This is a genomic window from Streptomyces roseoverticillatus, from assembly GCF_000719265.1.
GTDB lineage: Bacteria > Actinomycetota > Actinomycetes > Streptomycetales > Streptomycetaceae > Streptomyces > Streptomyces roseoverticillatus.
The window spans coordinates 117,181-129,535 of sequence record NZ_JOFL01000007.1 but is presented as its reverse complement, the minus strand read 5'-3'; the positions used below and the strand labels follow the sequence as shown (position 1 = coordinate 129,535).

Here is a 12,355-nt window from a genome sequence, read left to right as displayed (position 1 = left end):
CCGTCAGACCCTCTCCGTCAGTGTCCCCACAAACGCTCGAACCCCCTGCGGGACAGCACCCGTGGCAGCACTCGGCTCAGCGTGATGGCCGTCCGGTACTGCCACCCCGGGATGCACACGGGCTTGCCGGCACACACCGCCCGGATCGCCTCGCGGGCCACCTCGTCCCGGTCGAGCCAGACGAACTCCGGAAGGCGGACGCTGCGCATGCCGCCGTCCGCCCCGCCCTCACCCCGCCGGACGAAACCGGGGCAGACCACGGTGGCGTGGACTCCGGACTTGCGGGCCTCGCAGTGCACCGTCTCCGTCATGGAGGTCAGAAAGGCCTTCGTGGCCGCGTACGTCGCGCCCTGGGGCTGGGGTAGGAAGCCGGCGATCGACGAGACGTTGAGGATTCCGCCGTGCCGCCGGGGGATCATCACGGACAGCGCCGCGTGCGTCAGCCGCAGGGGGGCCAGCACGTTCAGCTCCACCTTGCCCAGCTCGTGGTCCAGCGGCTGGTCCGCGAGCGGCCGCGGAGGCCGGGAACCCGCCCCGGCGTTGTTGACCAGGAGGTCGATCGGCCGGTCCGGGTCGGTCAGCCGCTTCGTCACGGTGGCCAGGTCCTCCGGTACGCACAGGTCGGCCGCCAGCACTTCGACGGACGCTCCGGAGCGTCCGCGCAGCTCTTCGGCCAGCCGCTCCAGGCGGTCACCGCGCCTGGCCACGACCACGACACCGGTCCCCTGCGCCGCCAGACACCTGGCCAGGCTCTGCCCGATGCCGCTGGAGGCCCCGGTCACCAGGGCCGATGTGTAGGTCACCATCCCATGCCACCTCGTCTCGCGGGTGCCTCCGCGCAACCGGGCCGGCAGGCAGCAGGCACCCCGTAGCGTGACGACGATGCTGTCCACGAGGGCTAGCGCGTCGCTGGAGGACGCGTGCGGCCCGGTGCGCAACCCGGTGGACGCCGCCGCGAACCGGTGCTGGAGCAGGGCGCGTTACGCCTGTGCCCAGCTGTATCCACCTGTGTCCAGTGAGCTGCGAGTGCGTGTGCCGACTATCTACCAGTCGTTGCATCAAGAACGCGTTCGCCTCGGCCACCGGGCGAGGAGGGCGCACGGGAGAGGGAGGGTAGACAGTGGTTCAGCACCTCGTCGGCGCCGCGCTCCTGCTCGGCAGCGGGCTTGTGGCCGGGGTGTTCTTCGCGGTGGCCATCAGCGTGCTGCCCGCTCTGGCCGCCATGACACCGGACCGGTATCTGCACGCTCACCGCCTGCTGGGCAAGGGCTATCACCCGACCATGCCGATCCTGGTCAACGCGACACTGCTGGCGGACATCGCGCTGGCCGTCCTGGCGCCTTCCGCGGCGGTCCGCGCCATGCTGATCGTCTCGGCCGTCGGCATCGTGGTGGTGGAGGCGGTGTCCCACCTGTGCAACGTGCCCTTGAACAAGCTGGCCGGGCGGACCGACGCCGACTCCGTTCCCGCCGACTGGCACGATCCACGCCCGCTGTGGCGGCGATGGCATATGGTCAGGACCGGCGCGGCCCTCGCTGTCCTGATCCTCAACAGCTTCGCGATCGCACTCGGAAGTTGACCGCCCGGACCCCGCACGGGCCCGGCTCGCTCCCCGAGCGCTCTGCATCGAATGCATCGAAGGGATCCGCGATGAAACCATGGCTCTACACACTGCTGTACAAGCGAGGCGCCGCATGGGAGCACGTCGGAGTCAGCCCCGAACTGCGCGGACTCCTCGCCGAGGGGAGGATCGCCGCCCCCGTGACGCCCGCCGGCCGTCCGCGCGCCCTCGACCTGGGCTGCGGCACCGGAGCGAACGCGGTGTTCCTCGCGCAGAACGGCTACGACGTCGTGGGCGTCGACTTCACCGAGTACGCCCTCCAGCGCGCCCGCGAACGCGCCCGTGAGGCAGCGGTCGAGGACCACTGCCGCTTCGTCAACGCCGACCTGTCCTCCCCGCGCATCCCCGGCGTCGAGGGCCCCTTCGACCTGCTGATCGACTACGGAACCCTGGACGACACCACCGGGCCCGTCCGCCGGGGCATGGTGAACACCGTGCTGCGGCTCTCGCGCACCGGGACGCAGTTCTTCCTCTGGTGCTTCTCGGCGGACAAGAAGGACCTGCCGCTGGTGGCCCGCCGGAGAATGTCCCGGCTGCTCCACACGGTCATGGCGCCGGGAGAGGAACAGCGCCTGTTCGGCCACGCCTTCGACATCGAGCGGCTTCCCGATCCGCCCCGGCCCGAGCACGCCGCCTGCTTCCTGATGGTGCGCCGCTGAATTCCCTTCGGCCACCACCATGGTGCGCCGCGGCACCTGACTGCAGGATACGCAGTGCCTGATCGAGATCCGTAAACCCCGCAGCCTGTGCACGGCGTCCTCGTCGTGACAGTGACGCAAAACCTTGGACTCGTAGCATTCCTGCTCACTCAATCACACGGGGGGAGTCAGCATGCGATTCAGCATTCTCGGCAGCCTTGAAGTCTACAGTGGTGACACGCTGGTAACTCCGACCTCGCCCAAGCTGCGCCACGTACTGGCGGCGCTGATTCTGCATGCGAATCAGCCCGTACGGCCGGCATCTCTCATCGAAGAACTGTGGCACGAGCCCCCCGCCAGTGCCGCCACTACCCTCCAGACCTACATATACCGGCTGAGAAAGAAACTCGGCGCCTATCAGAGGGCTGAAGAGGAACGGGAAGTTCTGGTTACGATCAATTCGAGTTACCTGGTGCGCACCCGGGCCGACCAGCTCGACCTCAACCTGTTCGAGCGGCTCTCCCACCAGGGCCGGGAGGCGCTGCAGGACGGAAGGCCGGACCAGGCGTCCTCCCTGCTCGACGAGGCGCTGTCGCTGTGGCGGGGGAAGATGCTGGACGGCGTCTCCGTCGGGCCGCTCCTCGAAGCACATCTGGTCCGCTTCGAGGAAGCCCGGCTGCGAGCGTTCGAAATGCGGATGGAGGCCGGCCTGCAACTGGGACGGCATCACGAACTGATCGCCGAGCTCAAGGCCCTGACCACCAGTCACCCCCTGCACGAGGGATTCCCCGCCCAGCTCATGCTGGCGCTGTACCGCTCGGACCGCCGGCTGGAGGCCCTTGAGGTCTACCGCTCGCTGCGCCACCGGCTCGTCAGCGAACTCGGAGTGGAGCCGTCCGGCGAGCTGGTGCAGCTCCACCAGACCATCCTGCGCGCCGATCCGGCGCTGAACCTCCCCAGAACCAACCATTCCGTCGTCCAGCTGCGGAGCACTCCCGCGCAACTGCCGGTCAAGGCAGGGCCGGTGATGCACCAGGAGCGCGCGGTGCAGCTGGGGGCGCTGCTGCGAGCCACGACCTCCGGCAGGCGCGGCTCCTCCGGGCCGCGCGTGGTGTCGCTGCACGGCATGGCGGGAGTGGGCAAGAGCGAGCTGGCACTGCACGTGGCGCACCAACTGCGTGCCGACTTCCCGGACGGTCAGCTCTACGCCGATCTCCGGGATCTGCAAGGCCATTCGGTCCGCCCCTTCGAGGCGATCGCCGGCTTTCTGCGGGCAGCCGGAATACAGCCGGAACGGTTCGGCCGGCTGGAGCAACGGAGGGAACGGTTTCGTTCCTGGAGCGCGGACCGCAAGGTGCTGATCATCCTCGACAACGCCGAGTCGCCCGAACAGGTGCTTCCGCTCCTGCCCGGCGGCCCGGACTGCGTGGCCGTCGTCACCAGCCGGTCCCGGCTGGCAGGGCTGCGCGACGAGGTGGCCCTGGAGCTCTCCCCGCTGTCGGCCGACGAGGGAATCCAGTTGCTCGAGTCGCTGCTCTCCGACGGGCAGGAGCTGCCGGACCGCGAGCTGGCCGAACAGGTCGTCAGGCTGTGCGGCCATCTGCCGGCCGCCATCTGCGCGGCGGCGTTCCAGCTCAGTGCCCGGCCGCAGTGGGGCCTGCGCGATCTCGCCGACTGGCTGACGCATTCCGAGGGCCGCCTGACCTTCCTGACGTCACCGGAGGTGAGTCTGCGCAAATCCTTCGAGCTGAGCTGCCGCAAGCTGGGCCGGACCGGCCTGCAGATCTTCGAACAAATCGCCTCCCTGCCCGAGACCTTCACCCGCGAAGACATCCTGGTGGATGAGCAAGACGCCGACCGGGCGCTGAAACAGCTGGTGGAATGCAGGTTGCTGGAAGAAGTCGTGCAGATGGACGACGGAACCTACCGGCTTGCCTACCGCTGCCACGAACTGGTCCGCCTTTACGCACGCGAACGCCTGATGTCGGCAAGGGACGCCTACGGGCGGCGCGTCGGGCGCCGGCTCCGGTCCGGTGCCGGCTGCTTCCGCCCCTTAAACGGACTCACGGTGCCGGGCTCCGGGCAACTGGTAATGGAGTGATGATGGATCAGCCCACCGATCAGCCCACCGATCAGACCCCCGCTCAACCGGCCCATCAACCGACCGCTCAAAGCACCGCCCTGCCGTTTCCCTTCCCCGGCACCGGGGACACCGGGCCGCTGGAGATAGCCGAGGAGTTCGCGCGGCTCCGCGGCAACTGCCCGGTAGCCCGGGTCCGCTTCGCCACCGGGGACAGCGGCTGGCTCGTCACCCGCTACGACGACGTGCGCACCGTGCTCACGGACTCCCGGTTCAGCCGGGCGGCCGCCGCGCTCCCCGGCGCGCCCCGCATGCGGCCGCTGGCCGCGGACGCGGCCACGATCCTGTCGATGGACCCGCCCGAGCACACCCGGCTGCACAAGCTGGTGGCCCGGGCCTTCGGGAAGAAGCAGATCGAACGGCTGCGGCCCTTCGTCGAGCGGACCGCCGAGGACCTCGTGGCCGTCATCGAGGAGACGGGCCCGCCGGCCGACCTGGTCGCGGGCCTGGGACTGCCCCTGCCGCTCGCCGTCATCTGCCATCTGCTCGGGGTGCCGTTCGCCGATCGCGACCGGTTCTGCCGCTGGGCCGACGTCATGCTCAGCCTCGGCACCCACAGCCCGGAACAGGTCCAGGCGGCACGTGACGGCCTGGCCGGGTACCTGGCGGAGCTGATCGAGGCCAAACGCCGTGCCCCGGGCGACGAGGACCTGCTGGCCATGCTGATCTCCGCCCGCGAGGCCGGTGACCGGCTGAGCGAGCGCGAACTCGTCGTCTTCGGCGTTACCTTGCTGATCGCCGGCTATCACACGACGTCCAGCACGCTGGCGGGCGGAGCCCTCCAGCTGCTGCGCCGGCCCGGGCTGACCGACCGGATCAGGGGCGATCAGCAGCGCATCCGGACGACGGTGGAGGAGATCCTCCGGTACAGCACCGCGGGCGTCAACGGCGGCACCATCAGGGTCGCCACGGAGGACGTCGAGCTGAGCGGAGTCCTGGTGCGGGCCGGCGAGGCGGTCCTGCCCGCGATCACCTCGGCCAACCGGGACGAGACGGTCTTCGCCGACGCCGCCGGCTTCGACCCCGGGCGCGAGGACAATCCACACCTGGCGTTCGGTCTGGGCGTGCACTACTGTCTCGGCTCCCAGCTGGCCAGACTGGAACTGACCGTCGCACTCGACAAGTTGCTCGCCCGCCTGCCGAGGCTGCGCCTCGCCGTACCGGAAGCGGAGCTGACGTGCACTCCGGGTGTCATCCGGAACCTGACCGCACTGCCCGTGGAGTGGTGAGCGACGAGCGCCGCCGGCGAGCCCCCAGGGACGAGCCCCGGGGGCTCGCCGGCAGGGCTGCGAGCAAGGGAAGGGGCCACCGGCCGTGACTGACGACACCAAACACCCGCACCTGCCGGAGCCGGTGAGGATCTCCGACGCGGAGCGGGAGCGACTGGCCGGCCGATTACAGGCCGCTGTGGGCGAGGGCCGCATCTCGTTCGCCGAGCTCGACCACCGCCTGTCCCTCCTCTACGCCGCCCGCACCCGCGAGCAGGCCCAGGCGGTGACGGCCGACCTCCCGTCCGCAGCGGCCCCGCGGTCGTTGCACCTGCGCCGGGTGAAGACGTTCTCCCGGATCGCCGGCCCCTGGGACGTCCCGGCCGTGCTGACCCTCGACGGCTACGACGCAGTGATCCGGCTGGACTTCCGGCACACGTCCATCGAGCACAACGAGGTGCGCATCGAACTCTCGGCGCACAAGAGCGTGGTGCGGCTGTGGCTGCCGGCCGGTTCGCCGGTCTCGGCGCACGAGCTCGTGACCCACAAGGCGTGGGTCCGCAACCGGCACGCCGGGCAGCCGGGATCGCCTGACGGCGTCCGCTTCACGATCACCGGGGAGCTGTCGAAGGCGCTGCTGTCACTGCACTGAGACATCGGCACTGCACTAGGACACCGGCATTGCACTGAGACACCGGCACCGCACTAAGACACCGGCACTGCGCGATGCAGCGGCGGCGGGCCGCGCCCTGCGCAGGGCGCGGCCCGCCGCGCGCTACCACTCCACCGGGATCCGCAGGAAGTTCTGGATCAGGGCGCCCTCGTTCCGCGGCAGCTCTTCCACCGGCACGGCCAGCCGCAGCCCGGGGAAGCGCCGCACGACCGCGTCCAGGGCCACCTGGAGCTCCATCCGGGCCAGCGCGGCGCCGGCGCAGAAGTGGATGCCCGTGCTGAAGGTGACGTGATGGTTGTCCTTGCGGGTGATGTCGAAGGTCTCGGGGGAGGGGAAGACCTCGGGGTCCATGTTGGCCGACTCGATCGAGGGGATGATGCTCGATCCGGCGGGGATGAGGACGCCCCCGACCTCGATGTCCTCCTTGACGTAGCGCAGCATGGACAGCGAGGACCCCATCACCTGCAGGCGGAGCAGCTCCTCCACGGCCGGCGGCACGAGCTCCGGCCGGTCCCGCAGCCGTGCCATGTCCTGCGGCCTGTCGAGCATCATGACCATGCTGGAGCCGAGCTGCCCGGCGGTGGTCTCGTAGCCCGCTATCAGCAGCAGCATCGTCCAGTAGACCAGCTCGTACTCGCTGAGCCCGGACGTGTCGTCGTCCTGGACGGCGATCATCGCGCTGATCAGGTCGTCGCCGGGTTCCGCGCGCTTGGCGGCCACGAGCTCCTGGACGTAGGCGATCAGTTCGCCGCGGGCCCGGCCGATCTCCTCGCCGGTGAAGCGGCTCACCGACAGGAAGTGGTCGGTCCAGGCACGGAACCGGTCCTGGTCCTCGATCGGCACCCCGAGCAGTTCGCACGTCATCCGGATGGTCAGCGGGAAGGCGAGGGCCTCGTTGAGGTCGCCCGGGCGGGGGCCGGCCTCCATCGCGTCGAGCAGTCCGGCCACCACCTTCTCGGTGCGGGGCCGCAGCTCCTCCACGCGCCGGGGCGTGAACGCCTTGGTGATCAGCCGCCGCATCCGGGTGTGCTCCGGCGGATCCGGGCTGATGTGCGGGTCCTGGAACATGACGTTGTCCTTCGTCATGCGGGCGGTGCCCGGCCGGGTCAGGTCACGGCTGACCCGCTCGTCGGACAGGACCGAGCGCAGGTCCGCGTACCGGGTGATGAGCAGGGCGCGGTCACCGCTGGGAAGGGTCACCGGCACGACGGGGTCCCGGCGGATGGTGCGCAACTCCTGCGGCTGTTCGAGCGCGGACGGCCGCTTGAACGGGTACGGGCACGCACCCGTGGACGTGGGGCTCATGGTCATGCGTCTCACTTCCAGGTGGGGTTCCGGTGCCCGGGCCGCCGGCCCGGGCCGGACGCCGGCAGGGTCCTGATGACCGGTGACTGTGGCAGCCGGTGGTGGACGATCACTGGACTCGTAAACGGTGGCCCTCCGACCGGATCCGCCGGATGGCATCGGGCAGTGCCGCGCGTGCGGCATCGGGCGCGGCATGCGCCGGCGGCAGGAGGGATACGGCGCTGCTGCGCCCCGCGGTGACCGCCGGGTGCCGCAGCACCAGGCTGAGCAGGCTCTGCCCGGGACCGGCGTCCACCATCAGGAAATCACCGTCCGAGAGGAGCCGGTTCAGCGCCGGGCCGAACAGGACCGGCCCGGCCACCTGCCCCGCCCAGAAGCGCGCGTCCGTCGCCTCGGCGGCGTTCAGCGGCCGCCCGGTGCAGGCCGAGTACATCCTCAGCGAGGCAGGGCGGAACCGGGTGCGTGCGAAGGCCGGCAGCGTCGAGGCGACCGCCCCGTCCATCAGCGGGCTGTGGAAGCCGTGCCGCGCACGAGCCCGCCGGCACCGTATGCCCTGCCGCCGCAGCAGGCGTTCGGCCTCGGCCAGCGGCCCGTCGGCTCCGGAGAGGAGGGTCTGGGCCGGGCCGTTCACCGCACCGACGACCACGCCCCTCGGAAGCCGCTCCGCCAGCGCCTCGGCAGGAGCGGCCACGGCCAGCATCCCGCCGGGCGGGGTCCGTTGCACGGCCACGGTGCGCAGCGTCAGCAGCCGTACGGCATCCGGGAGGGACATCACACCTGCGACGACCGCCGCGACGGCTTCGCCGACGCTGTGCCCCAGGACGGCCGCCGGCCGCACCCCCCAGCCGCGGAGCACACACGCCATCGCGTAGCCGAGGGCGAAGAGCAGGGGCTGCGCCTGCCCGGCGTCGTCGAGGTCGTCCGCGCGCCCGGCGAGCCAGTCGGCCCGGAGCGCCGGCCCGCCCGGTCCCAGCAGGGCGAAGACCTCGTCCATGGCCGTGGTGAAACGCGGCTCCGTGCCGTACAGGTGCCGTCCCATGCCCGGATGCTGGGCGCCCTGGCCCGCGAACAGCAGGGCCACGGGCCGCGGCCCGGGCACACCGGTGTTGTCCATGCGCTCCCCTTTTCGAGGCGATGCCCGGCTCTTCGGTGCGATGCCCGGCTGTTCGCGGCGATGCCCGACGCGCCCCATCAGGGCGCCGCCCCGAGCGTGGCCGCCGCGGGTCTCGGCCGTCTGGAGGGCGGCTGGACCGGTGCCCTCGCCCGGGCTCCAGCTGATCGCCAGCCCGCGTCCAGCGGAGCGGACCACGGTGGGGGCCACAGGCCACCTCACAGGTGCTGGACGTTCGGAGGAATCGTGTATCAGAACCTGATCGTCGCCCGGATGGATCCTGCGGAGGCGGACTCCGTCGCGAAGATCTTCGCGGAATCGGACGCTTCCGACCTGCCGCACAGGATCGGAGTGTCCCGGCGGACGCTGTGGCGCTTCCACGATCTGTACTTCCACCTCGTGGAGGGCGAGGAGGACATCACCCCGAACCTCTACCGGGCGCGCAGCCACCCGCTCTACGAGGACATCCACGTGAAGCTCGCCAGGCACATCCGGCCGTACGACCCCGCGTGGAGCGAGCCGAAGGACGCCATGGCCAGCCCGTTCTACACCTGGGAGAACCGGCGGTGAGCCCCGACGCGACCAAGACGCCCCGGGCGCCGCGGGCGGACCAGGCAACCAAGCCGACCGACGTGCCCCGGGCAGCCGAAGTGACCCAGGTGACGAACGTGACCAAGGTGGCCTTCACCGACATCAAGCCGAACCGGCGCAGGGGCGGCGACGTCCGCGTCCTGCTGAGCCCGCTGACGGCCGGTGCCACCTCCGGATTCATGGGCACGGTGACGCTGGAGCCCGGGGAGCACGTCTGCGAGCACTACCACCCGTACTCCGAGGAGTTCGTCCACCTGGTCCGAGGGATCGTCTCCCTCACCATCGGCGGCACCACGCTCACCCTGGAACCCGGGGACTCGGCCCTGGTCCCCATCGGTGTTCGCCACCGGCTGGTGAACGCCGGCTCCGTGCAGGCACGGGCCGTCTTCCACCTGGGGCCGCTGGCGCCCCGCCCGGAACTCGGCCACGTCGACACCGAGTTCCTGCCCGGCGCCCGCGACGAGCCCGTGCTCGAAGTCGGCGGAGGCGGAACCCCCGGGGCGGGCTCATGAGAACGATGGACGTCGCCATCACCGGCATCGGCGTCATGGCCCCCGGCGGCGCGGGCCGGGAGGCGTTCTGGGACTGCATCGTCTCCGGCCGCACGGCCACGCGCCGGGTCACCCACTTCGACCCGGCGGGCTACCGCTGCCAGGTGGCGGCCGAGATCGACTTCGACCCGGCCGCCCACGGGCTCACGCCGCAGCAGGCCCGCCGGATGGACCGTGCCGCCCAGCTCGCCGTCGTGGCCACGGACGAGGCACTGGCCGACAGCGGATTCGACACCGGGGGCACCGATCCCGGGCGGATCGCCGTGACCGTCGGCAACGCGGTGGGCTGCACCACCGGGCTGGAAGAGGAGTACCGCGTCCTCAGCGACGACGGCAGGCAGTGGGCCGTCGACCACACCTTCGCCGTCCCGCAGCTCTACAACTACCTGGTGCCCAGCTCGATCGCGACCGAGGTGGCCTGGCGGGCCGGGGCCGAAGGGCCGGTGTCGGTGGTCTCCTCCGGCTGCACCTCGGGCATCGACGCCCTCGGGTACGCCGCCGGCCTCCTGGCCGAGGGCAGCGCCGACGCCGTCGTGGCCGGTTCGGCCGACGCGCCGATCTCGCCCATCACCATGGCCTGCTTCGACGCGATCAAGGCCACCTCCACCTACAACGACGACCCGCAGCAGGCCTGCCGTCCCTTCGACCGCAGCCGCCGGGGGCTCGTGCTGGGCGAGGGCGCCGCGATGTTCGTCCTGGAGGACACCGGCCGGGCCCGTCGCCGGGGCGCCCGCGTGTACGCGCGCATCCTCGGCTACGCCACCCGCGCCAACGCCTTCCACATGACGGGCCTGCGCCCGGACGGCCGCGAGATGGCGGAGGCCATCACCGCGGCCATGGACCAGGCCGAGCTCGGCCCCCAGGACCTCGACTACGTCAACGCCCACGGCTCGGGCACCAAGCAGAACGACCGCCACGAGACCGCGGCGGTCAAGACGAGCCTGGGCAACCGGGCGTTCGAGCTGCCGATGAGCTCCATCAAGTCGATGGTCGGCCACTCGCTGGGGGCCATCGGCTCCATAGAAGTGGCCGCCTGCGCCCTGGCCGTCGAACGCGGCGCCGTCCCGCCCACCGCCAACCTGCACGAGCGCGACCCCGAATGCGACCTGGACTACGTGCCGCTGACCGCGCGCGAGCAGAAGGTACGCGCCGCGCTGTCGGTCGGCAGCGGGTTCGGCGGCTTCCAGAGCGCCATCGTGGTGGCCGCCCCGGGAGAGGCGGCGGCATGAGCGACGCGCACAGGACGGAGGACTCCGCCGGCGCACCCGCCGCCGTCTTCACCGGGATCGGGGTCACCGCCCCCAACGGGCTCGGTACCGAGGAGTGGTGGTCCGCCACCCTGGCGGGCAAGAGCGGGATCGACTTCGTCAGCGGCTTCGACGCACGCTCCTATCCCGCACAGCTCGCGGGAGAGGTCAGGGACTTCGACGCCGGCGCGTACCTCTCGCCCCGGATCGTCGTCGAGACCTCCAAGATGAGCCACTTCGCGCTGGCCGCCACCGCGATGGCCCTGGACGACGCCGCGGTGGACCTGACGCGGATACCGGAGTACGAGCGGGCGGTGATCACCGCGAACGCCTCCGGAGGCGCCGAGTTCGGCCAGCGGGAGCTGCAGAAGCTCTGGCGCGGCGGCCCCAGGGACGTCAGCCCGTACATGTCCATCGCCTGGTTCTACGCCGCGACCACCGGCCAGATCTCCATCGGCCACGAGATGCGCGGACCGTGCGGCGTCGTGGTCAGCGAGCAGGCGGGCGGACTGGACGCGCTGGGCCAGGCCCGGCGGGTGGTGCGCGGCGGCGCCCGGCTGGCCGTCACCGGCGGGACGGACTCCTCGCTCTCTCCGGCCGGGTACGTGTCCCAGCTGCCGACCGGGCACCTCACCACCGTCACCGACCCGGCGCGGGCCTACCTGCCCTTCGACGCCGCGGCATCGGGCTTCGTCCCCGGCGAGGGCGGCGCGATCCTGGTGATGGAGAACGGCACGACGGCGCGTGAGCGCGGCATCAGCGACCCGTACGGGGAACTCGCCGGCTACGCCGCCGCGTTCGACCCCCGCCCCGGCTCCACGCGGCCCCCCGCGCTCGCCCGCTGCATCCGCGCGGCCCTCGACGACGCACGGCTGCGGCCCGAGGAGATCGGCGTCGTCTTCGCCGACGGGCACGGCACCGCGGAGCTCGACCGCCAGGAGGCGCGGGCGCTCGCCGAGGTCTTCGGGCCGCGGGGCGTGCCCGTCACGGTGCCCAAGACCATGACCGGCAGGCTCTACGCGGGCGCCGGAGCCCTCGATGCGGCCGGCGCCCTGCTGGCGCTGCGCGACCAGGTCGTGCCGCCCACCGTCCACGTCACCGGCCCGGCCCCCGGGCACGGCCTAGACCTGGTCCTGGACCAGCCGCGCGAGCTGCCCCTGCGCACCGCCATGGTCGTCGCCCGCGGGCACGGCGGCTTCAACGCCGTGACCGTGGTGCGCCGGGCCCGCTGAAGCGCACGCACAACCGACACGACCACCCCCGTGGAGAC

General features: G+C 71.5%; 12 protein-coding genes. 9 read left to right on the top strand and 3 right to left on the bottom strand.

Going from position 1 to position 12,355, the window contains the following annotated elements:
- Positions 1 to 17: 17 nt before the first annotated feature.
- Complete coding sequence (locus IF61_RS0110515; RefSeq protein ID WP_030366033.1) at positions 18 to 806, bottom strand: SDR family NAD(P)-dependent oxidoreductase; 789 nt, start codon at positions 804 to 806, stop codon at positions 18 to 20.
- Positions 807 to 1,120: 314 nt separating this feature from the next.
- Here IF61_RS0110515 and IF61_RS0110510 point away from each other — a divergent pair, with 314 nt between their 5' ends.
- The 5 genes from IF61_RS0110510 to IF61_RS0110490 all read left to right on the top strand — a co-directional run bounded on the left by IF61_RS0110510 (position 1,121) and on the right by IF61_RS0110490 (position 6,259).
- A complete protein-coding gene (locus IF61_RS0110510; protein ID WP_030366032.1) occupies positions 1,121 to 1,579 on the top strand; it encodes an anthrone oxygenase family protein in 459 nt (152 codons plus the stop codon).
- Between the two features lie 71 nt (positions 1,580 to 1,650).
- On the top strand, positions 1,651 to 2,280 hold the full coding sequence (locus IF61_RS33320) for a class I SAM-dependent methyltransferase (RefSeq protein WP_052392596.1): 630 nt from the start codon (positions 1,651 to 1,653) through the stop codon (positions 2,278 to 2,280).
- A gap of 172 nt (positions 2,281 to 2,452) precedes the next feature.
- On the top strand, positions 2,453 to 4,360 hold the full coding sequence (locus tag IF61_RS0110500) for an AfsR/SARP family transcriptional regulator (RefSeq protein ID WP_078660109.1): 1,908 nt from the start codon (positions 2,453 to 2,455) through the stop codon (positions 4,358 to 4,360).
- A gap of 2 nt (positions 4,361 to 4,362) precedes the next feature.
- On the top strand, positions 4,363 to 5,628 hold the full coding sequence (locus tag IF61_RS0110495) for a cytochrome P450 (RefSeq protein WP_078660108.1): 1,266 nt from the start codon (positions 4,363 to 4,365) through the stop codon (positions 5,626 to 5,628).
- 85 nt (positions 5,629 to 5,713) lie between these two features.
- Positions 5,714 to 6,259, top strand: coding sequence for a DUF1707 SHOCT-like domain-containing protein (locus IF61_RS0110490; protein ID WP_078660107.1), 546 nt, complete (start codon positions 5,714 to 5,716; stop codon positions 6,257 to 6,259).
- 123 nt (positions 6,260 to 6,382) lie between these two features.
- Here the strand turns inward: IF61_RS0110490 and IF61_RS0110485 are convergent, their stop codons facing one another.
- Together IF61_RS0110485 and IF61_RS0110480 are read right to left on the bottom strand one after the other, a co-directional pair.
- The gene (locus tag IF61_RS0110485) at positions 6,383 to 7,591 is read right to left on the bottom strand and encodes a cytochrome P450 (RefSeq protein ID WP_052392595.1); all 1,209 of its coding nucleotides are present in this window, start codon (positions 7,589 to 7,591) and stop codon (positions 6,383 to 6,385) included.
- A 103-nt stretch (positions 7,592 to 7,694) separates the two neighbouring features.
- Positions 7,695 to 8,699: an acyltransferase domain-containing protein gene (locus IF61_RS0110480; protein ID WP_043188584.1), complete on the bottom strand. Its 1,005-nt coding sequence runs from the start codon at positions 8,697 to 8,699 to the stop codon at positions 7,695 to 7,697.
- 243 nt (positions 8,700 to 8,942) lie between these two features.
- On the opposite strand from IF61_RS0110480, the gene IF61_RS35175 reads away from it, so the two are divergent.
- From IF61_RS35175 to IF61_RS0110460, 4 genes are all read left to right on the top strand, one after another.
- Positions 8,943 to 9,266: a TcmI family type II polyketide cyclase gene (locus IF61_RS35175; RefSeq protein WP_043188581.1), complete on the top strand. Its 324-nt coding sequence runs from the start codon at positions 8,943 to 8,945 to the stop codon at positions 9,264 to 9,266.
- 80 nt (positions 9,267 to 9,346) lie between these two features.
- On the top strand, positions 9,347 to 9,799 hold the full coding sequence (locus IF61_RS0110470; RefSeq protein ID WP_043188640.1) for a cupin domain-containing protein: 453 nt from the start codon (positions 9,347 to 9,349) through the stop codon (positions 9,797 to 9,799).
- Complete coding sequence (locus tag IF61_RS0110465) at positions 9,796 to 11,067, top strand: beta-ketoacyl-[acyl-carrier-protein] synthase family protein (RefSeq protein ID WP_030366023.1); 1,272 nt, start codon at positions 9,796 to 9,798, stop codon at positions 11,065 to 11,067. The genes IF61_RS0110470 and IF61_RS0110465 overlap by 4 nt, the downstream gene beginning before the upstream one ends.
- Positions 11,064 to 12,317, top strand: a complete 1,254-nt coding sequence (locus IF61_RS0110460; protein ID WP_052392594.1) for a ketosynthase chain-length factor — start codon at positions 11,064 to 11,066, stop codon at positions 12,315 to 12,317. The genes IF61_RS0110465 and IF61_RS0110460 overlap by 4 nt, the downstream gene beginning before the upstream one ends.
- Positions 12,318 to 12,355: the final 38 nt, after the last annotated feature.